The 19,448-nt window shown below is 67.5% G+C and carries 19 protein-coding genes; 2 read left to right on the top strand and 17 right to left on the bottom strand.

Annotated features, from left to right (window positions below; genetic code table 11):
- Positions 1–1,293 carry a nicotinate phosphoribosyltransferase gene (pncB, locus tag FL625_RS11000; RefSeq protein ID WP_149588717.1) on the top strand — a complete coding sequence of 431 codons (1,293 nt, stop codon included), beginning with the start codon at positions 1–3 and terminating at the stop codon, positions 1,291–1,293.
- A 39-nt stretch (positions 1,294–1,332) separates the two neighbouring features.
- On the opposite strand, the gene FL625_RS10995 is transcribed toward pncB, so the two are convergent.
- From FL625_RS10995 to FL625_RS10965, 7 genes are all read right to left on the bottom strand, one after another.
- Complete coding sequence (locus FL625_RS10995) at positions 1,333–2,238, bottom strand: phosphotransferase enzyme family protein (RefSeq protein WP_149588716.1); 906 nt, start codon at positions 2,236–2,238, stop codon at positions 1,333–1,335.
- Positions 2,235–2,657, bottom strand: coding sequence for an alternative ribosome rescue aminoacyl-tRNA hydrolase ArfB (arfB, locus tag FL625_RS10990; RefSeq protein ID WP_149588715.1), 423 nt, complete (start codon positions 2,655–2,657; stop codon positions 2,235–2,237). Before arfB ends, FL625_RS10995 begins: the two co-directional genes overlap by 4 nt.
- Positions 2,658–2,751: 94 nt before the next feature.
- Positions 2,752–3,477, bottom strand: a complete 726-nt coding sequence (locus tag FL625_RS10985) for an MBL fold metallo-hydrolase (RefSeq protein WP_149588714.1) — start codon at positions 3,475–3,477, stop codon at positions 2,752–2,754.
- Positions 3,474–4,472, bottom strand: coding sequence for an ABC transporter ATP-binding protein (locus tag FL625_RS18570; protein ID WP_149588713.1), 999 nt, complete (start codon positions 4,470–4,472; stop codon positions 3,474–3,476). Before FL625_RS18570 ends, FL625_RS10985 begins: the two co-directional genes overlap by 4 nt.
- Positions 4,469–5,236 carry an ABC transporter permease gene (locus FL625_RS10975; RefSeq protein WP_149588712.1) on the bottom strand — a complete coding sequence of 256 codons (768 nt, stop codon included), beginning with the start codon at positions 5,234–5,236 and terminating at the stop codon, positions 4,469–4,471. Before FL625_RS10975 ends, FL625_RS18570 begins: the two co-directional genes overlap by 4 nt.
- Positions 5,237–5,423: 187 nt before the next feature.
- Positions 5,424–6,278: an ABC transporter permease gene (locus tag FL625_RS10970; protein ID WP_235019383.1), complete on the bottom strand. Its 855-nt coding sequence runs from the start codon at positions 6,276–6,278 to the stop codon at positions 5,424–5,426.
- A complete protein-coding gene (locus FL625_RS10965) occupies positions 6,275–7,315 on the bottom strand; it encodes a polyamine ABC transporter substrate-binding protein (RefSeq protein ID WP_235019382.1) in 1,041 nt (346 codons plus the stop codon). Before FL625_RS10965 ends, FL625_RS10970 begins: the two co-directional genes overlap by 4 nt.
- 103 nt (positions 7,316–7,418) lie before the next feature.
- Here FL625_RS10965 and FL625_RS10960 point away from each other — a divergent pair, with 103 nt between their 5' ends.
- On the top strand, positions 7,419–8,051 hold the full coding sequence (locus tag FL625_RS10960; protein ID WP_149588710.1) for a TetR/AcrR family transcriptional regulator: 633 nt from the start codon (positions 7,419–7,421) through the stop codon (positions 8,049–8,051).
- A 29-nt stretch (positions 8,052–8,080) separates the two neighbouring features.
- On the opposite strand, the gene FL625_RS10955 is transcribed toward FL625_RS10960, so the two are convergent.
- The 10 genes from FL625_RS10955 to FL625_RS10910 all read right to left on the bottom strand — a co-directional run bounded on the left by FL625_RS10955 (position 8,081) and on the right by FL625_RS10910 (position 19,350).
- Complete coding sequence (locus FL625_RS10955; RefSeq protein ID WP_149588709.1) at positions 8,081–9,859, bottom strand: ABC transporter ATP-binding protein; 1,779 nt, start codon at positions 9,857–9,859, stop codon at positions 8,081–8,083.
- Entirely contained in the window at positions 9,856–10,815 is a 960-nt protein-coding gene (locus FL625_RS10950; RefSeq protein ID WP_149588708.1) for an acetamidase/formamidase family protein, read from the bottom strand. Before FL625_RS10950 ends, FL625_RS10955 begins: the two co-directional genes overlap by 4 nt.
- Positions 10,815–12,428: an ABC transporter substrate-binding protein gene (locus FL625_RS10945; RefSeq protein WP_149588707.1), complete on the bottom strand. Its 1,614-nt coding sequence runs from the start codon at positions 12,426–12,428 to the stop codon at positions 10,815–10,817. The genes FL625_RS10950 and FL625_RS10945 overlap by 1 nt, the downstream gene beginning before the upstream one ends.
- 22 nt (positions 12,429–12,450) lie before the next feature.
- Positions 12,451–13,371, bottom strand: coding sequence for an ABC transporter permease (locus tag FL625_RS10940; RefSeq protein WP_149588706.1), 921 nt, complete (start codon positions 13,369–13,371; stop codon positions 12,451–12,453).
- On the bottom strand, positions 13,371–14,252 hold the full coding sequence (locus FL625_RS10935; protein WP_149588705.1) for an ABC transporter permease: 882 nt from the start codon (positions 14,250–14,252) through the stop codon (positions 13,371–13,373). Before FL625_RS10935 ends, FL625_RS10940 begins: the two co-directional genes overlap by 1 nt.
- Positions 14,230–14,832: an ANTAR domain-containing response regulator gene (locus FL625_RS10930; protein ID WP_149588704.1), complete on the bottom strand. Its 603-nt coding sequence runs from the start codon at positions 14,830–14,832 to the stop codon at positions 14,230–14,232. Before FL625_RS10930 ends, FL625_RS10935 begins: the two co-directional genes overlap by 23 nt.
- Positions 14,829–15,908, bottom strand: coding sequence for a transporter substrate-binding protein (locus tag FL625_RS10925; RefSeq protein WP_149588703.1), 1,080 nt, complete (start codon positions 15,906–15,908; stop codon positions 14,829–14,831). The genes FL625_RS10930 and FL625_RS10925 overlap by 4 nt, the downstream gene beginning before the upstream one ends.
- 470 nt (positions 15,909–16,378) lie before the next feature.
- Positions 16,379–16,999, bottom strand: a complete 621-nt coding sequence (locus FL625_RS10920) for a queuosine precursor transporter (protein ID WP_149588702.1) — start codon at positions 16,997–16,999, stop codon at positions 16,379–16,381.
- A gap of 87 nt (positions 17,000–17,086) precedes the next feature.
- Positions 17,087–17,977: a penicillin-insensitive murein endopeptidase gene (gene mepA / locus FL625_RS10915; protein WP_149588773.1), complete on the bottom strand. Its 891-nt coding sequence runs from the start codon at positions 17,975–17,977 to the stop codon at positions 17,087–17,089.
- 2 nt (positions 17,978–17,979) lie between these two features.
- Positions 17,980–19,350, bottom strand: coding sequence for an MFS transporter (locus FL625_RS10910; RefSeq protein WP_149588701.1), 1,371 nt, complete (start codon positions 19,348–19,350; stop codon positions 17,980–17,982).
- Between the last annotated feature and the right edge of the window lie 98 nt (positions 19,351–19,448).

The raw sequence follows: 19,448 nt of genomic DNA, 5'->3' as shown, positions 1-19,448 counted from the left end.
ATGGTGGACATCGCGACCCGGGTCTGGAACCACAAGTGGAAGATCGACCCGATCGTGCGGTCGCTGATCGACACCGACTTCTACAAGCTTCTGATGTGCCAGTCTATTTTCCGCAACAAGCCGGATACGACGGTGGTGTTCAGCCTCATCAACCGCTCGACGAAGGTGCGGCTGGCCGAGCTGATCGACGAAGGGGAACTGCGTGAACAGCTGGACCATGTGCGCTCGCTGTCCCTTACGCGCGGCGAAAGCACCTGGCTGCGCGGGAACACCTTCTACGGCAAGCGGCAGATGTTCCGCTCCGATTTCATGGAATGGTTCGAGGGCCTGCGTCTGCCGGCCTATCATCTGGAAAGGCGCGATGGCCAGTTCGAGCTGACCTTCGAGGGCCGCTGGCCCGAGGTCATGCTGTGGGAGATCCCGGCCCTTTCGGTGCTGATGGAATTGCGCAGCCGCGCGGTGCTGCATCACCTCGGCCGGTTCGAGCTGCAGGTGCTTTACGCCCGCGCCATGACCCGGCTGTGGGAAAAGATCGATCGCCTGCGCCGGATCGAGGGTCTGCGCATCGCCGATTTCGGCACGCGGCGGCGGCACGGGTTCCTCTGGCAAGACTGGTGCGTGCAGGCGATGATCGAGGGGCTCGGCCCCTGCTTCATCGGCACCTCGAACTGCCTGATCGCAAAGAACCGCGATGTCGAGGCGATCGGCACCAATGCGCATGAATTGCCGATGGTCTACAGCGCCCTCGCCGATACCGACGAGGAGCTGCGGCAGGCGCCCTACAAGGTTCTGGCCGACTGGCACGAGGAACACGACGGCAACCTGCGGATCATGCTGCCGGACACCTACGGCACCGAGGGCTTTCTGCGGAACGCCCCGGACTGGCTGGCGAAATGGACCGGCATCCGCATCGATTCCGGCGATCCGGTGCGCGGCGCCGAAACCGCCATCCGCTGGTGGCAGGAGCGCGGCGAGGACCCGCGGGAAAAGCTGGTGATCTTCTCGGACGGGCTGGACGTGGAGAAGATCGAGGAGCTCTACGCCCGCTTCCACGGCCGGGTGAAGGTGTCCTTCGGCTGGGGCACCATGCTGACGAACGATTTCCGCGGCCTCGTGGCCGATGACGCGCTGGCGCCCTTCAGCCTGGTCTGCAAGGCGCTGTCGGCGAACGGGCGGCCGACGGTGAAGCTGTCGGACAATCCGGCAAAGGCCATGGGGCCGGCGGAGGAGATCGAACGCTACAAGCGGGTGTTCGGCGTCGGCCAGCAGGAGGAAATCGAGGTCGTCGTCTAGCGCAGGCCCAAGAATTTTCGGCGAAAATTCTTGGGCGGGTCATCCCAGTACCGCGCGGGCGCAGTGCAGCGCACGGGCCAGGTGGCTGGCGTGGATCGGGTCGTCCGGCGCCAGTCGCGGCATGGTCCAGCCGACCGAGGCCAGCGTCCGGGCCAGGGTGAAGGCCTCGACCATCGCGCCATCGGTCGTGCCATAGCCCGCCATCAGCGCCGCGCGCAGCTGCGGCTGCTCGTGATGCGCCCAGGTCTGCACCAGCGCGGTGCCGAGGTCGTAAAGCCGGAAACCGAAGCCCGCGTCGTCGAAGTCGATCAGCGATACCGAACGCCCGTTCACCAGCACGTTCTCCCGCAGGACATCGGCGTGGATCAGCCCCAGATCGCCTGCCAGCCGCTCCCGCAGCGCATCCCGCGCGCGGATCAGGACCGCGCGCTGCTCGGGGCTGGCAGCGGGATGCTCCCAGAACCGGCCCCAGAGCGGGTCTTCCCCGACCAGCCCCGCAAGATCCCAGCGCGGGCGGGTGAAATCCTCGGGCAGCACCAGGGCATCGGTCGCCCGGTGCACACGGGCGAGGAGCGCGCCGAGGGCGTGATAGAGGTCCAGCACCTCGACCAGCGGGCGGGCGAAGGGCAGGGCTGCCTCGCCCAGGGCCTCGCCCTCCATCCAGGCGATCGCCGAGGCATGGCGGCCGTCCGGCAGCGGCACCAGAAGCCGGCCATCCAGCGCGGGCAGGGCGGCGGGCACGGGACAGCCGGCCGCGGCCAGTTCGGCGCACCACCAGAGTTCCGAGCGGATCGCGGCGGGGGACTGATAGCCCGCCCGGTGCAGCCGCAACGCGGCGCGGGCGCCCGAGGGCAGGGCCATCTCGAACACATGGTTCTCGCGGTCGCGCAGCAGCCGCAGCACGCGCCCGCCCCAGGCCTGCGCGGCGGTCTCGGCCGGGGTCATTCCTCGTCCCCGACCTTGCCGCGCAGGGCCTTGACCTGGCCCCGCGCAGTCTTGGCGGCGACCCGGCGGCGCTGGCTGGCAAGCGTCGGCTTGGTCGCGATCCGCCGTTTCGGCGCGACCAGCGCGGCGCGGATCAGTTCGACGAGCCTTTCGCGTGCGATCTCGCGGTTGCGGGCCTGGCTGCGCGTCTCGTCCACCTGGAGGACGATGGCCCCTTCCGTCGTCCAGCGCCGCCCCGCCAGCCGCTTCAGCCGCGCCTTGACCCCCGGCGTCAGATGCGGCGAACGCTCGGCCTCGAACCGCAGCTCGACGGCGGTCGAGACCTTGTTGACGTTCTGCCCGCCGGGGCCCGAGGCGCGCATGAAGCTTTCGCTCAGTTCCCACTCGGCGATGGCCAGGGTGTCGGTGATGTGCAGCATGGCGCGGTTATGGCGCGGGCCCCGCCGTCAGGCGAGCGCAAAATTCTTCGGCGAAGAATTTTGCGTCCCCGCGAGGGTTTCCGGGATGCAGGCATCAGCGTCCCTTCTGACGCAGCCAGTCGCGGATGATCTCGCGGTGACGCTCTCCCGAGTAGCTCGGGAAATGGCCGCCGTGGACGACCCGGACCGGCAGCCGCAACAGCCGTTCCATGGAGGCGATGTACTGCCAGCGTTCAAGGTCGCTCGTGCCCTCGATCAACTCGCCGTCATAGACGATGTCGCCCGAGAACAGGATGCCCGTCGCCGCCTCCCAGAGCGCGATGCCGCCGGGGGAATGGCCGGGGGTGTGGATCACCTCGAACTGCCGGTCGCCAAGATCGACCACGTCGCCGTCCCAGAGGATGCGGCCGACCGGTGCGGCCCGGACGGAGTAAGTCTCGGACCGGTAGGGTTCGGGCGGCAGGGTCGTGAAGATCTCGTCGGTCACATAGTTCTCGGCAAGTGTGTTCTCTCGCGTCGGCGCGCGGAGCAGATGCGCTTCGGCGGCGTGGCAGAGCCGGCAGGGAAATTCGTGGTGCAGGCCGATGTGGTCGAAATGGGTGTGGCTGGCCACGGCCTGAAGCGGGCGTTCGGTGAACAGCGGCACCTGCTCGCGCAAGGAGACCACGCCCATGCCGCTGTCCACCAGCATGTCGCTGTCGCGGCCCCGGACGTGCCAGACATTGCAGCGGTAGAACTCGCGGATATGCGGCTCGTCGATATGGGTGACACCATCGCCCACCCCACGCACCCGCCACCAGTCTTCTGGTTTCGCCCTCATTCCGACAGCACCACATGGGTCTCTGCGCCGAGGTCCAGCACGCGGCCCTCCTCAACCAACTGAGATTGCGGCAGATGCACCACCAGCCGCAAGTCCGGTGCGGTCAGCGGGCTGACATGGGCGCGAACATAGGACCCGAAGAAGGCCGCGTCCTGCACCGTGCAGGGGCCGAGGCGCAGCGCGCCGGTGGGCGAAATCGCCTCGGGCCGGATGCAGAGGATGCCATCCGCCACCGGGACCGGGCCGAAGGGGGCATTTCCGCCCGAGACCGGGATCCGGTTGACCTCGCCCATGAAGCCGGCGGTGAAGAGCGTCTTCGGATGCAGATAGACCTCGCGCGGGGGGCCGTGATCCTCGATCCGGCCATGGTTCATCACCACGATCCGGTCGGCGATGGCCATGGCCTCCTCCTGGTCGTGGGTGACATGGACGAAGGTCGTGCCCACCCGGCGCTGGATCGCCTTCAGCTCATCCTGCATCTGGCGGCGCAGCTTCAGGTCCAGCGCGCCCAGGGGTTCGTCCAGCAGGAGAACGTCAGGCTCCACCGCCAGCGCCCGGGCCAGCGCCACCCGCTGGCGCTGCCCGCCCGACAGTTCGTGCGGACGGCGGTCGCCGCGCCCCTCGAGGCCCACCAGCGCCAGCATCGCATCGGCCTTCTTCGCGCGGTCGGCACGGGGCACGCCCCGCATGCGCAGACCGAACCCCACGTTGTCGCGCAGCGACATGTGGGGAAACAGCGCGTAATCCTGAAAGACGGTCGTCGTCGGCCGGTCCTTCGGCGCGACACCGGCCATGTCGCGCCCGCCGATCAGGATCTGGCCCGAGGTCGGCTCGGCGAACCCGCCGATCAGGTTCAGAAGCGTGGTCTTGCCGCAGCCCGAGGGGCCGAGAAGAACGACGAACTCTCCCGCCGCGATGTCGAGGCTGACATCGTTCAGCGCCAAAGCGGTGCCATAGCGTTGCGAGACGGAACGGATCGAGACGGAGGCGGTCACTTCGTCCTCCGGAAGACGAGAAGTTCAAGCAGGATCACCAGCGTCACCGAGACGAGGAAGACGAGCGAGCCCACCGCATTGGTGGCGGGCGACAGGCCCGAGCGGAGCATGGACCAGATTTCCACCGGCAGGGTGACGTCGAAGCGCGTCAGCAGGAAGGCGATGATGAATTCATCCCAGGAGAAGGTGACCGACAGGAAGAAGGCGGCGGCGAGCGGCGCGGCCAGCATGGGGGCGGAGATCAGGAGAAGCACCTTCCACTCCGGCGCGCCAAGGTCGCGGGCGGCGCGTTCGGCGTTCCGCTGGTGGTCGCCCATGGCGGCATAGGTGATGGCGAAGCAGAGGGGAAGGTTGATGACGACATGGCCGATCCCGGCGGTCCAGAGGGACAGGCGTACCCCGGTCTGGGTGAAGAGGTTCAGAAGGCCGAGCGCGATGATCAGGTAGCTGACGGTCAGGGGCGCGATCAGGACCCCCCGCATCAGGGCGGACCCCGGCAGGCGGACACGGGCCAGGGCATGGGCGGCGAGGAAGCCGAGGATGAGCGCGACAGTGGAGGAGACCACCGCGACCAGCAGCGAATTTCCCAGTGCCGTCATCAGTTTCCCGTCGGACAGGACCTTGGCGTACCACTCGAACGTGACCCCCCGGAAGGGCGGCACCGGCAGGCGGCCGTCCTGGAAGCTGAAGACGACCAGCACCGCGACGGGCAGGAAGACGAAGACATAGGCCGCCGCGAGATAGGCCCAGGAGAGCAGGCGCATCAGGTGCCTCCGTTCAGGCCGCCGGCCCCCCACCCCCATCCTCTCCCCGCGGCGGGGGAGGGGAGGCTCGGGTGGAACTGGCGCAGGAGTGCTTCGACGGTGGACAGATGGCAAGGTCGCGACGAAAAGAGCGCCTCCCCTCCCCCTTGTGGGGAGGGGATGGGGGTGGGGGGCTGGCGGCAGGCCATCATACCCGGTCCAGCCGCAACCAGCGGCTGCTCGCAAAATAGGCCAGCGTCACCACCGCCATCAGCACCACGCTCAGCGCCGAGGCCAGGGGAAAATTCCCGCTGCGGCCCAGTTGCAGCATGATCAGCTGCGGCAGGGTCAGTTCCGTGTTGCCGCCCAGGATCTGCGGCGTGATGTAGTCGCCGATGCAGAGGACGAAGGTCAGGAAGGCCCCGGTCACCACGCCCGGCAGGGTCAGGGGCAGGATGACATGGACGAAGGTCTGCCAGCGGCTTGCGCCCAGGTCCTGCGCGGCGCGGGCGTAGTTCGGCGACAGCTGGATCAGGTTGGCATAGATCGTCAGCGTCAGGAGCATCACGAAGAAATGCACGAAGCCGACCACCGTCGCGGCCCGGGTCGAGGCGATCTGCACCGGCTCGGCGATCAGCCCGAGGCCCAGCAGCGTCTGGTTCACCACCCCGTTCTGCCCGAGGACCAGAGGCCAGGAATAAGACCTCACGACGTAAGAGGTCCAGAACGGCAGCACCGCCATCAGCAGCGCCAGCCTTTGCCAGCGCGCGGGCACCCGGAAGGCGATGATCGCGGCCAGGGGATAGGCGAGGACGACCGAGATCACCGTCACGACCGCCGTGATCTCAAGGCTGTTGATCAGCGCCTTCAGCATCGTCCAGTCGGTGAAGATGCGGGCATAGTTGCCCGTGTCAAAGCCTTGGACGACCTGCCGCCCCTCCATGTGGGCGAAGGATAGCGCGATCATGCCCAGGAAGGGCAGGACGAAGAAGGCAGCCGTCCAGAGCAGGGCCGGGGCCATGAGGCCCCAGGCGAGACGGCGGTCGCGGGCGGCGAGACTCACTGGTTCAGCATCTCGGTCCAGAGGTCCTGCATCGCGGTATCAAGCGCCGCGTCCGGGATCGGGTAAAGCTGGGCGCGGGCCAGGAAGTCGGGCTGCTGGTCCCAGCGCAGGACGGCCTTTGCCTCGGGGCTCAGCACCTCGCCGGCCTTGGCGTTCGCCGGCATGCCCCAGTAGCAGGACGAGGTCGCAAGGGCCGCCTGACCTTCCGGCGAGACGATGTATTTCACGAATTCCAGCGCGAGGTCGGGCTGGGTGGAGCCCGCCACCACTCCGATCGACTGCGCCCAGCGAAGCGCGCCCTGCTTCGGGATGGTCCAGTCGAGGTTCGGGTTCTCGGTCGCCAGCACCGCCGTCAGCCATTCGCCACCGCCGACCACGATATCGACCTCGCCCGTCGCCAGCGCCGTCTGCGCCGCGACCACCTCGGAGACCTGCTTGGACGCCTTGCGCAGCGCCATCAGCGGTTCGCGCAGCGCACCGAGGTTTTCGGCGGTGATGTCCGCGGTCTTGATCCCCTGGCTCAGGGCCACCAGACCCAGCACCGGCAGGTAATAGTCGTAGATCCCGATCCGCCCGTCATACTTGCCCGAGGTGAGGGTGGCCATGTCCTCCATGTCCGCCGGATCGACCTTGGATTTGTCGTAGGAGACGGTGTTGTAGCCGAACTTCTCGGTCACGGCATAGGTCTTGCCGCCCACGGTGTTGTTCTCGGCCATCACCAGTTCGGGGAAGAAATCCGCCGTCGGCAGCTGGTCGGCGGGCAGTTCCGCCAGATGCCCGGCCTCGACCGCGCGCTTCACGTCCACCGCGTCGATCACCAGCACGTCCCAGTCGCCGGGCTGCGACTGGTCAAGGATCGCCAGGCCGGCCGCCGTGCCCTCATACTCCTTGAGGTTCACCTTGACGCCGAACTTCTCCTCGAAGGGCCGGATCAGCGCGGGGTCGGTGTGGTCGCACCAGACAAGCGCGTTCAGCTCCTGCGCAAGGCCGGGCGTCGCGGTCAGGATCAGGGCAAGGGCGGACAGCGTGCGGGTCATCGTCATCTCCATGTTGGGGGGCCTCTGGTCGGGCGCTTGAGAAAAGAATTGAGTTCGTTCATTTTTGAAGTCAACATCAAATAATGGGCAAGACAGGAACCGCATGACCGGGCTGCGCGAAAGACAGAAGGCCGACCGCACGCGCCGGATCCTCGAGGCGGCCTCGCGGCTGTTCCGCGCCCAGGGCTACGATGCCGTGCGCATCGAGGACATCGCGGCCGCGGCCGAAGTGTCGGCGGGCACCTGCTACAACTACTTTTCCACCAAGGGTGATCTCCTCCTGTCCATCGTTTCGATGGAGGTGGAAGAGGTGATCGAGGCGGGCCGCGCCCTTGTGCTGTCGCCGCCTTCGGACGTGGCCCGCGCGCTGGTCGAGCTGATCCGGATCTACTACGACCATTCGTTGAACTACCTGTCGAAAGAGATGTGGCGCAAGGCCATGGCGATTTCGATCGAGGCCCCGGCGACGCCGTTTTCGCGGCATTACACGCAGCTGGATGCGATGCTGTCGGCTCAGGTCTGCGAGCTGCTGTCCGCGCTGAAACTTCGCGGGCTGACGAGGGGCGACCTTGATCCCGCGGTCCTGGGGCAGATCGTGTTCAGCGCGCTGAACCAGCTGTTCATCGAGTTCGTCAAGGACGACGCGATGCCGATGCACGATCTGCATCGGGCAAGCGAGGCGCAGACGATTGCCCTTGCCGCCCTCATGCGGCCCCAGCCCGAAAGGATGGCCTGACCCGGAGCGGTCGAGACAAGACCTGTGTCTCAGAGCTCTGACCCGACCAGATGGCCCTCGCCGATGTCGCGCAGGACGACGCGCGCCGGCGCCTGGCCGGGCGGATGGACCGGACTCGGGATCTCCACCGCCAGCCTTGGACCGGAGCGGCGTTTCTGCCTGGGGTCCGGGACGGGAACGGCGCCGATAAGGCGGCGGGTATAGGGGTGCTGAGGGTTGCCGAAGATCTGTGCCCGCGTGCCGAGTTCGACGATCTGGCCCAGATACATCACCGCCACCCGGTCCGAGATGTTGTCCACCACCGCCATGTCGTGGCTGATGAACAGGTAGGCCACCCCGAATTCGGTCTGCAGGGCGCGCAAGAGGTCCAGCACCCGCGCCTGCACGCTGACATCCAGCGCGCTGACGCTTTCGTCGGCGATCACCAGTTCGGGTTGCAGGGCCAGCGCCCGGGCGATGCAGATGCGCTGGCGCTGGCCGCCCGAGAATTCGTGCGGATAGCGGTTCAGGTGTTCCGGCTCCAGCCCGACGCGCGCCATCAGGTCCGCGGCCCGGGCGCGCTGGCTTGCGGCATCGCCGATGCCGTGGATCAGCAGGGGTTCGGAGATCAGGTCGCCCACCCGCATCCGCGGGTTGAGCGCGGCCATCGGGTCCTGGAACACCATCTGCACCTTCCGGCGCATCGCCTTCAGGCCCTGGGCGTCCAGCCCCTCCATCGCCTGGCCGGCGATCTCGATCCGGCCCTGATGCGGGGCAAGGCCTACCAGCGCCCGGGCGATGGTGGACTTGCCGCAGCCGGACTCGCCCACCAGGGCGAAGGTTTCGCCCTTGCGGATGTCGAAGCTGACGTGTTCCACGGCATGGACGTTGGCCGAGACGCGGCCCAGGACGCCCTGACGCAGGGGATAGCGCACGACGACATCGGTCAGCCGCGCGACCGGCTCGGTGCTGACCGGGGGGCGGGTCGGCCCCTGGCCCATGCGGGGCACGGCGGCCAGCAGGGCCCGGGTATAGTCGGCCGAGGGGCGGTCGAAGATCTGCAGGGTCGGCGCGGCCTCGACCTGGCGGCCCTGGCGCATCACGATCACCCGGTCGGCCATCTCTGCCACTACGCCCATGTCGTGCGTGATGAGGATGATGGCCGTGCCCATCTGCGCCTGCAGGTCGCGGAGAAGGTCCAGCACCTCGCGCTGCACGGTCACGTCGAGCGCCGTGGTGGGTTCGTCGGCGATCAGCACCTCGGGCTTCAGCGCCAAGGCCATGGCGATCATCACCCGCTGGCGCATGCCGCCGGACAGTTCGTGCGGATATTGCGTCATCCGCCGTTCGGGTTCCGACAGGCGCACCGCCCGCAGCGCGAGGGCGGCGCGCTTCGCGGCCTCGGGACGGCTGACCGCCTCATGCGCCCGGATCGCCTCGGCCAGCTGGGCGCCCACGGTCATCACCGGGTTCAGGCTGGTCATCGGTTCCTGGAAGATCATCGCGATCCGGTCGCCGCGGATCGCGCGCAGCGCGGGTTCGGACAGCCCGGTCAGGTCCTGTCCGGCAAAGCGGATGCTGCCGCCGGTCACGCGGACGGCGGGTTGCGGCAGAAGGCCCATGATCGCCAGCGAGGTGATCGACTTGCCCGAGCCGCTTTCCCCGGCGATGGCCAGCGTCTCGCCCTTCCTCAGCTCGAAGGACAGGTCCTGCACCAGGGGTTTCAACCCAGCTTCGGTGCGGGCCGAGACGCAGAGGCCCTCGACCCGCAGGACGGTGTCCGGGGCGGTGGCCGCCCCGGTGGCTGGCAGGGCTTCCGCCAGGGTCATTCGAAGACGACCCGGGGGAAGTAGAAGCTGACGACCCAGTTCGGCATGTCCACGATTTCCGAGATGCGCAGGTCGCCGCAGACGGAACAGAGCATGTAGGCGTCCACCGCCGAGATGCCCTGCTGGCGGGTCAGCAGGTCGATCATCCCCGACACCGCGTCGCGGGCCGCCGTCATCAGGTCCGGCCCGACACCCGTCGTCGCCTCGTAGCCCTTGGCGTCCAGATGCCGCGTCACCGGCCCCGGCGTGGTGAAGCGCGGGAACTTCAGCGGCTGGTCCTTCACCAGGTCCAGCGTCAGGACGACGTTCATCGGGCTTTCGATCGCCGTGCCGCAGACTTCGCCATCGCCCTGCGCGGCGTGGGTGTCGCCCACGCTGAACAGTGCGCCCTCGACCTCGACCGGCAGGTAGAGCGTGACGCCCGCCGTCAGGTCCCGGATGTCGAGGTTGCCGCCGACCCGACGCGGCGGGACGACGGAGTGCAGGCCGGCTTCCGCCGGCGCGCAGCCGATGGTGCCGCTGAACGGCTTGAGCGGCACGCGGGCCGATGACCCCCACATCGCGGGCTCCATGCTCGCCGGGTCATACGACCACAGACACAGCGCGGGGTCCTTGAACTGGTCGGCCAGAAGGCCGAAGCCCGGGATGTTCGCGGTCCAGCCGAAGCCCTTGCCGTCGAACACCCTGGGGGCGAAGCCCTCCAGCGTCACCTTCAGCACGTCGCCCGGTTTCGCCCCCTCGACCCAGATCGGCCCCGAGACCGGGTTGATCTTGCCGAAGTCGAGGTCGATCACGCTTTGCAGGGTGGACGACGGGCCAAGCTGGCCCGCCGAGGAATCATGACAGTGGAACTCGATGGTCGAGCCCGGCGCGACGCGCAGCGCCGGCGGCAGGGAGTTGTCCCAGCCGAAATGATGCTGCGCGCCGTGGATCGTGTAGTCGCAGGCCTTGCACATTACTGTTTGACCCAGACGTAGTCGTAGTTGACCGGGATCGAGACCGGATCGACGTAAAGCGCATCCTCGCCGCCCATGCGTTCCGACTTCATCGTGTAGCGTTCCTCGTTGAACACGGGCACCCAGGGGGCCTGTTCCATCACGCCCATGTAGATGTCGGACCAGAGCTTGAGCCGATCCGCCGACTTGGCCGGGTCGAACATGCTGTCCGCCTCGACCGCCTTGGCATCAAGGGCGGGGTCGCAGAACTTGGACCAGTTCCAGCCGCCCTCGCCGGCGCCCGCGCAGCCGAGGATCGGCCCGTAGAAGTTGGACGGATCGGGGAAGTCGGCGATCCAGGCCATGCCGCCCGACCAGATCATCGGCGCGGTGCCCGCGCCGCCGGCCTCGATCACGTTGGCCTGGGCGAGGTTCTGGATGTTGGCCTTGATGCCGATGGCCGCGAGGTCCTGCTGGATCGCCTGCGCGATGCGCGGGTTCGGGTCGGTGTTCATGACGTAAAGCTCGGTCTCGAACCCGTCGGCGAGGCCAGCATCGGCCAGAAGCTTCTTGGCGCCTTCCGGGTCGTAGGGATAGCCCGCGTAGTCCTTGGTATAGCCGGGCATCGAGGGCGGCAGCGGCTGGTTCGCGGGGATGGCGCGGCCGTTGATGATCTGGGTGATCCTCTCCTTGTTGATCGCCATGTTGATGGCCTTGCGGACTTCGACCTTGTCCAGCGGCGGAATGGTCACGTTCAGCGTGATGTAGCCGGTCTGAAGCTGGCCGCCCTGCACCACGCGCGCGGCCTGGGCCGGATCGCCCATCACCTCCTGGAACTTGGCCGGAGGGATGCCGTCGCCGGGCAGGTCGACCTCGCCGTTCTGAAGCCGGAGCAGCGCCACGACGGGTTCCTGCCCGACCTCGAAGACGATGCTGTCGAGGAACGGCACGCCCGGGCGCCAGTAGTCGGCGTTCTTCTCGAACACCAGCCGCTGGCCCAGTGTCCATTCCGCCAGCTTGTAGGCCCCGGTTCCCACGGGTTTCTTCCCGAAGTCGGCGCCGGCCTCGTCCACGGCTTCCTTCGGCACCACGCTGGCGAAGTTCAGGGCCATGACGTGCAGGAAGGTCGCGTCGGGCCGCGACAGGGTGATCTTCACGGTCAGGGGGTCCACGACCTCGACTCCCGACAGGCCGCCCGGCCCGGCGTTCTCGAACCCGGCGATGGCGCCGAAGAACCCGGCCCCCGGCGACTGGGTTTCCGGGTTGGTCACGCGGTCGAGCGAGTATTTCACGTCCTCGGCCGTCATCTCGCGCCCGTTGTGGAACTTGACCCCGGCGCGCAGTTTGAAGGTGTAGATAAGGCCGTCCTCGGAAATCTCGTAGCTTTCGGCAAGGCCCGGGCGCAGGTCGGTGGTGCCGGGGGTGTAGTCCATCAGCCCGTCGAAGAGGGACTTGATCATCGACCAGTTCTGCCAGTCATAGCCGATGGCGGGGTCGAGCGTGGCCACGTCGTCCTTGTAGGTGATGGTGATGGACCCGCCGGGCTTGGCTGCCGGGTCGGGGGTATAGTCCTGCGCGACGCCGGGCAGCGCGAGCGCCAGCATGACGGCGGTGGAGGCGAGCAGTTTCTTCATTGTCATTCTCTCCTGTTGGGTTTCAGCGAAGTCGGATGCGGGGGTCGATCAGGGGCGCGATCAGGTCGGCCAGCAGGTTGCCGAGCACGATGGCGCAGGCCGAGACGAGCGTGACGCCCATGATGATCGGGATGTCGACGCGCTGGATCGCCTGCCAGGCCAGTTGCCCGATGCCGGGCCAGCCGAAGACGCTTTCGACGACGACGATCCCGCCCATGAAGATGCCGATGTCGATGCCGATCATTGCGATGACCGGCAGGATCGCGTTCGGCAGGGCGTGGCGCAGGATGATGCGCGCACGGGTCAGCCCCTTGGCGCGGGCGGTGCGGATGTAATCGGCGCGCAGGACGTCGATCATCGAGGACCGCATCATGCGGGAATACCAGCCGGACCCGAGGATGCCCAGGGTCACGGCGGGCAGCACCAGATGCGCGAAGGTGCCGTAGCCGCCGATCGGGAACCAGCCCAGCTTCACCGCGAAGATGTAGAGGAGCAGGAGGCTCACCACGAATTGCGGGGCCGAGACGGTGATGAACGAGGTGACCATCAGCGTCTGGTCGATGGACCTGCCGCGCCAGAGCGCGGCGATGATGCCCATGGTCAGGCCCAAGACCAGTTCGCAGAAGATCGCCCCGGCCATGAGGAGGAGCGTGGCAGGAAGGCGCGACCAGATCAGCTCGGCCACCTGCGTCTTCTGCAGGTAGCTGCGGCCCATGTCGCCTTGCAGAAGGCCGCCCATGTAGCGCGCGTACTGGACGACGAAGGGCTTGTCGAGGCCCAGCTGCTCGCGGATGTTTTCCACGGTCTGCGCCGTCGCCGACCGGCCCGCGATCTGGCGCACGGGGTCGGCGGGCAGGACGTAGAGCAGGAAGAAGGTGATGAAGCTGACGCCGAGGAGGATCAGCGCGGACTGGATCAGGCGGCGAAGCAGATAGGCGGCCATCAGTCGCGCCCCCGTTGCGTGGGGTCCAGCACGTCGCGCAGCGCGTCGCCGACCAGGTTGAAGGCCAGCGCCAGCAGGATGATCGCGGCGCCGGGGATGAAGACCAGCCAGGGCGCGGTCTGGAAATAGGTCTGGTTCTCGAAGATGATGTTGCCCCAGCTGGGCGTGGGCGGCTGCACGCCGATGCCGAGGAAGGACAGTGTCGCCTCCAGCAGGACGGTGGTCGAGATCCCCAGCGTGCCCCAGACGATGATCGTGGGCAGAAGGTGCGGCAGGATGTGGCGGAAGAGGATGCGGGAGGTGGAGGCCCCCAGCGTCCGCTCGGCCGCGATGAAGTCGCGCGTCGCAAGCGACGAGGTCTCGGTATAGATCACCCGCGCGGTCTGCACCCAGTTCACCAGCGCGATGACCATGGCGACGATCCAGAGCGAGGGCTGGAAGATCGCGGCCAGGCAGATGGCAAGAAGCAGCGCCGGGAAGGCCATCATCAGGTCGGTGAAGCGCATGAGGATGCCGCCGATCCAGCCCCGGAAGAAGCCCGCCGTGATCCCGACCAGCGTGCCGATCACCAGCGCGAGGCCATTGGCCACCACGCCGATCACCAGCGAGGTCTGCGCGCCGTAGAGAAGCCGGCTGAACAGGTCGCGGCCCAGAAGGTCGGTGCCCATCCAGAACTTTCCGTCCGGCGGCATCGGTGCGCCTTCCAGCGTCAGGCCGTCGAACATCTGGTCGTTGGGGTCGAAGGGCGCGATCCAGGGCGCAAGGACCGCGCCCGCGACCACGACGACGATGATGACCAGACCCAGAAGCGCCAGCTTGCGCCGCATCAGCCGGGCAAGGGCACCCTGGGGAACCGCTTCAGCCGCGCTCAGATCGGTCATCCGCCCCCCCTTGCGCCGCGACGATCCGCGCGGCCGCGTCCTCGAAGCTGATCCGCCAGGCCATCGCCATCCGGCGGAGTTGCGCATAGGCCTCGGCGTCGGACTTGCCCCGCGCGGCCAGGAGCGTCACCGCGCGGACCACCGTCTGCCGGTCCTCCAGCCGCCGCCGCAGATCGGCGATCTCGGCCGACAGGGCCTTTTGCGCATCGAAGGTGTCGCGCGCGATCAGAAGCGCCGAGTACGCCCCGCTGTCGCCCACGGGCTTCAGAAGCTGGGCGTGCGCGCCCGCCTTCAGCGACCACTCGATCCGGCCCGGCGCCTCGGAGCCGATCAGCGCGATCATCGGGATCGGCGGCTGGCCCGGCTCCCAGGGGAACATGCCGTCATGGCCCATGTCGGCGTCGAAGAAGATGTAGTCGGCCGCCATCGCCTCGGGACCGAGGTCCGGCCAGGACTGCGTGACCTGCAACCCGATCGCCGTCAGCTGCCGCGTCAACGCCTGCACGGTGGCATGGGGGCGGTGCAGGATGATCGCCTGCGCGCCGCCGAGGTTCGGGATACGGATCGGGCGGCGCTTCATGACACCACCCGCAGGGCCGGAGCCAGGGTCTGGCGGCTGCGCGTCAGGTAGGGGTCGCCCGCCACCGCCTCCCAGCGCTTGATGGGCCGGAACGCCCCGCCCTCGACCCGCGCGATGATGACCGGCAGGACCGTGTGATGCGTCTCGGGATCGACGATCCCCGCGCGGTCGGCCAGAAGCTGCGACAGCGGCCAGTTCTCGGCCCCTTCGCGCCCCGCCAGAAGCCGCGCCAGTTCCATGACGGCAGAGAAGGCCGCCGCCTCGTGCGAGGACCCGAAGCTGCCCGCGCCCGGCCAACCCGCGACGCCCCGGAAATAGGGACCGGCCGCCACCAGCCCTTCGGCCGCCTGGCCGAGCGCCGGCAGTTCGCATTCGGTCACGTTGCAGGACAGGACCGGGCAGCGGTCGGGCCGGAAGGCCGCGTCCTCAAGGCCAAGCGCCCGGTAGGCGGCCATGAATTCATAGGACGACGGGCCGATCAGCGAGTTCAGGATGAAATCCGGCCGGGCAAAGCGCAGCTCCTCGATCATCCGCCCCACCTCGGGCGAGCCGATCGGCAGGTAACGTTCCCCCACGACCTCGCCGCCGGCAGCGGTGATGCGTTCCCGGGCGAGGCGGTTCATCTCCCAGCCCCAGATGTAGTTCGAGCCCACCAGATAGGCCCGCCGCCCATGCGCCGGCATCACCCAGTCGAGCAGCGGCAGAAGGTGCTGGTTCGGACAGGCATGGGTATAGACCACATGGTCCGAGGCCTCGAACCCCTCGTAGGGGACCGCATACCAGAGCGTCCCGCCGTATTTTTCCACGGTCGGGATCACTTCCTTCCGGCTCCACGAGGTGATGCAGCCCAGCACATGCCGCGCCCCGCTGTCGCGCAGGATCTCCTCGCAGAGCGGTGCGTAGGCGTCGATGTTGCCGCCGGGGTCGCGCTCTACCGGCTGAAAGCACAGGTCGAGGGCAGGGTCACCGTTGACCCGGGCGATGGCGGCCAGCGCGCCGGAGCGGCAGGCTTCGGAGATCAGCGAATAGCTGCCCGAGCGCGACAGGAGGAGCCCCAGCTTGATCTGCCGTTTCAAGACATTCCCCAAACGTCAAAAGGCCCTGTCGCAGACGGATTACCGTCTGCGTCCAAGGCCCGAGTGCCACATCACATGTCTGCGATTTTCCTGACCGACGATATGCGCGACGAAGCTTTGGTCAAGGGTCCATGTGGATTTTCTTGCACCGATCCCGGATTGCCGGGGCGAAGTGATCAAGGAACGGGCAATCCCGGCCTGTCGGCACGCCGGCGGGGGCCTGTTGCCCCGCGGCGAAATAGAGAAAGGGTTGCCCTGCTCAGGCAACCCTTTCCGAGATCCAAGGAGATGGGCCAGTTAGGCATCCAAATCCAATCGGTGGTCCATTTTCCAGGGGCTGCCCTTAGAAAATTCCCCTCCCGACTGTCCCGACACCTCTCTCCAATATCACTCTAGACACTGGATCACCTCCTTTCGAAAAGTTGCCGATAGGGGGAGCGTGCCACAGATTTTGTGTTTGTCAAAAGAAATCACGCAACCTTTGCGCCCAGTTTCGCGACCGCCAATCGAAATGGCAACAATGCCACCAGGGCGAGCAGAAGTTTCACCAGCCAGTCACCAACGGCCAGCGAAACCCAGAACGGGGCCTCGGGTCCAAGGCCCAGAAGCGGCGCGGGCCCGGTCGCCCAGGAGACATCGTTGCCCGGTTCGAGGAAGGTCAGCGCGGCCGAGAAGGCGATGGTGAAGAACAGCGCGGTGTCCAGCGTCGAGGACAGGAGAGTGGAGACCAGCGGCGCCCTCCACCACGACCCCTGCCGCAGCCGGTCGAACACGGCCACGTCCAGAAGCTGGGCGCAGAGGAAGGCAAGGCCCGACCCCAGCGCGATGCGCAGGGTGACGAGCGGGCCGAATTCGCCCGTAATCTGCGTCCCGACGAAGGAACAGAGGATGCCCGCCGCGAATCCCGCCAGCACCACGCGGCGCGCGGCGGCGGGGCCCTGCAGGCGGTTGGTCAGGTCGGTGACGAGGAAGGCGAAGGGGTAGCTCAGCGCCCCCCAGGTCAGGAAGGCGCCCAGCGGGAACTGGACGAGGATGTTCGAGGCGACGACGATCGCCGCCATGGCGAGAACGCCGGGGATCAGGATGCGCATGCTGTGGTCCGTTTTGGCAAGGTCGCGGAGACTTGGCCCCAGGGCGGAGCGAGTGCGACCTATACCCGGCACAGGCCGCAGTCAACCTCAGTCCGAGGCCAGCACCGCCTGGCACTGCTTCGGCAGGTCGGCCATGGTGAACTCGCGCGGGCCCTTCTTCTTCGGCGCGTCGTCATCCTTGGGCTTCTTTGCACCCGGCTTGGGCGGGTTGAGGTAGTCCGTCACCCACCACATCAGCGTCTCGTCGCAGCCGTCGCCGCCCTTGGACAACTCTTCGACCGTGGGCTTCTGCGTCTCGCAGAGCCGTGCGCCGGCAGGGCATTTCAGCCGGACATGGAAATGCGTGTCATGCCCGGCTACGGGCCTGATCTTCTGGAGCCATTTCCTGTCGGATCTCTTCGCGGTCTTGCACATCTCGATCTTCACCGCGGCGGCGACGAAGATCCGGTCCACGCGCGGGTCGCTCGCGGCTTCCTTCAGCAGGCGGTGGTGCACCTTCGTCCAGTTCTCGGTCACCGACCGCTGGTCGGCCGAGCGCACGGGGATCGAGCTGATCTCCTCGCGCGCGGCGACGCTGAGCGACAGGCTCTGCGGCGGCAGCATCCAGATGTCGGCGTCCAGCCCGATCTGGTGGCTGGCATGGCCCGAGGTCATCGGTCCGCCGCGCGGCTGGCTGATGTCGCCGATGTAGAGGCCCTGGCCAAACCCGATGTCGCGCGCGGTCTGCGACAGGTCCATCAGGAACCGGATCATCTCGGGCTGGCCCCAGTTCCGGTTGCGTGACAGCCGCATCGCCTGCCAGGTCGGCCCGGTTTCCGGCAACTGCACCAGCCCCGCCCCGCAGCCGCGGGCGTAGGAGCCGATCGGCATCGGCTCTTGCCGAGAAGGTGACGCCTTGGCGCCGAACAGTTTGTTGGCAAGCTTCTCGGCCTGGGCAGGGGTTCCGAGGAGACAGGCCAGCAGGGCAATGCGGATCAGGGTCATGCGGGCATCTCGCCTTTCGGTTTGACGAAGCTTAGCAGAACCAGGCCAATCAGGAACAACAGGATCAGCGGCGCGATGCCGATCCGCTGCGATCCGCTGATCGTCGTGGCCAGCGCGATCAGGGTGGGCGCCATGAAGCTGGCGACCTTGCCGGACAGGGCGAACAGGCCGAAGGCCTCGGTCGCGCGGTCGGGCGTGGTGTGGCGCGCCATCATCGTGCGGCTGGCGGCCTGAAGCGACCCGCCGGCCGCCCCGATCAGCGCCCCGCAGGCAAAGAAGATGCGGTCCGACATCGACGAGGCGGGGTCGAGCGCGAGGCCCCAGAGGCTTTCGCGCGTCATGCCGACGATGATCAGGCAGACGAAGATCAGCACGAGGATCGACACGATGATCACCGGCTTTGGCCCATAGGCGCGGTCGGCCCGCCCGCCGATCCAGGCGGCGATCATTGCGGTGACGGCGCCGACGATGCCGAAGATCCCGATCTGGATGATCGACCAGCCAAGGACACCCGAGGCATAGACCCCGCCGAACCCGTAAAGCGCGTTCAGCGCGTCGCGGTAGAACAGCGACGAGGCCAGGTAGGCCGACAGGCTGCGCCTGTAGCGCAGGCTGAGGATCAGCTCCTTCAGGCTGGCGAAGGCGCGGCCGAGGTGCAGCGGGCGGCGGTCGGTGTGCGGTTCCTTCACCCAGAGGAAGAAGGGGATCATGAACAAGACGTACCAGAGCGCGGTGAACGGCCCGACGAAGCGCGTGCCTTCGCGCGCCTCGGGGTCGAGGCCGAAGAGGGGCGGCGTGCCGAGGAGGGTCTGCCCGCTGTCTGCCCCTTCGGCGAAGAACAGCAACATCACGATCAGCGCGAGGAGCCCGCCCAGATAGCCGAAGGCGAAGCCCGAGCCCGAGATCGCGCCCAGATCGTCGGCCTGGGTCAGCGAGGGCATCAGCGCATTCGTGAAGATCGTCGCGAATTCCATCCCGATGAAGCCGATGCCGAACAGGCAGACCGCCCAGAACAGCATCGCCTCGCCCCCGCCCGGCGCGACCCACCAGAGCCCGGCGGAACCCACGACGTAGAAGGCCGAGAAGGCCCAGACCCAGACCAGCCGGCGCCCGGTGCCGTCGGCGATGGCACCGAGGATCGGGGCCAGCACCGCGATGGCGAAAGAGGCGATGGCCAGGCCCCAGCCCCAGTAGGCCTGGGCTGCGGCCTTGGCGGCCTCTTCGTCAAGCCCCGCGCCCATGTAGTAGCCACGGGCGATCTCGGCGAAATAGGGGCCGAAGATGAAGGTCAGGAGCAGCGTGTTGTAGGGCTGGCTGGCCCAGTCGAAGAAGTACCAGCCCCAGATGCGCTGCCGTTCGGTCGCCATGCCTGCCCCCTGCCTTTTTCGGAAGTGAACCCGGAAACGGGTCGCGGCGCAAGCGAAGGCTCTTCGCGGCGCTGCCGCTTGCTCATCGCGGCGAGGAG

The organism is Tabrizicola flagellatus, assembly GCF_008271465.1.
In the GTDB taxonomy this organism is placed as follows: domain Bacteria; phylum Pseudomonadota; class Alphaproteobacteria; order Rhodobacterales; family Rhodobacteraceae; genus Tabrizicola; species Tabrizicola flagellata.
Note: the sequence above shows the minus strand (reverse complement) of the source record. Positions and strands in the feature narration are given on the sequence as shown.

What these genes read in the sequence shown, in the direction of transcription:
- FL625_RS10965 (WP_235019382.1), bottom strand. Translation starts at nt 7,315, where the DNA reads ATGACCCGCACGCTGTCCGCCCTTGCCCTGATCCTGACCGCGACGCCC.
- FL625_RS10960 (WP_149588710.1), top strand. Translation starts at nt 7,419, where the DNA reads ATGACCGGGCTGCGCGAAAGACAGAAGGCCGACCGCACGCGCCGGATC.
- pncB (WP_149588717.1), top strand. Translation starts at nt 1, where the DNA reads ATGGTGGACATCGCGACCCGGGTCTGGAACCACAAGTGGAAGATCGAC.
- FL625_RS10985 (WP_149588714.1), bottom strand. Translation starts at nt 3,477, where the DNA reads ATGAGGGCGAAACCAGAAGACTGGTGGCGGGTGCGTGGGGTGGGCGAT.
- FL625_RS10975 (WP_149588712.1), bottom strand. Translation starts at nt 5,236, where the DNA reads ATGCGCCTGCTCTCCTGGGCCTATCTCGCGGCGGCCTATGTCTTCGTC.
- FL625_RS10910 (WP_149588701.1), bottom strand. Translation starts at nt 19,350, where the DNA reads ATGGCGACCGAACGGCAGCGCATCTGGGGCTGGTACTTCTTCGACTGG.
- FL625_RS10930 (WP_149588704.1), bottom strand. Translation starts at nt 14,832, where the DNA reads ATGAAGCGCCGCCCGATCCGTATCCCGAACCTCGGCGGCGCGCAGGCG.
- FL625_RS10940 (WP_149588706.1), bottom strand. Translation starts at nt 13,371, where the DNA reads ATGGCCGCCTATCTGCTTCGCCGCCTGATCCAGTCCGCGCTGATCCTC.
- FL625_RS10920 (WP_149588702.1), bottom strand. Translation starts at nt 16,999, where the DNA reads ATGCGCATCCTGATCCCCGGCGTTCTCGCCATGGCGGCGATCGTCGTC.
- FL625_RS10935 (WP_149588705.1), bottom strand. Translation starts at nt 14,252, where the DNA reads ATGACCGATCTGAGCGCGGCTGAAGCGGTTCCCCAGGGTGCCCTTGCC.
- FL625_RS10950 (WP_149588708.1), bottom strand. Translation starts at nt 10,815, where the DNA reads ATGTGCAAGGCCTGCGACTACACGATCCACGGCGCGCAGCATCATTTC.
- FL625_RS10955 (WP_149588709.1), bottom strand. Translation starts at nt 9,859, where the DNA reads ATGACCCTGGCGGAAGCCCTGCCAGCCACCGGGGCGGCCACCGCCCCG.
- arfB (WP_149588715.1), bottom strand. Translation starts at nt 2,657, where the DNA reads ATGCTGCACATCACCGACACCCTGGCCATCGCCGAGTGGGAACTGAGC.
- FL625_RS10945 (WP_149588707.1), bottom strand. Translation starts at nt 12,428, where the DNA reads ATGAAGAAACTGCTCGCCTCCACCGCCGTCATGCTGGCGCTCGCGCTG.
- FL625_RS10995 (WP_149588716.1), bottom strand. Translation starts at nt 2,238, where the DNA reads ATGACCCCGGCCGAGACCGCCGCGCAGGCCTGGGGCGGGCGCGTGCTG.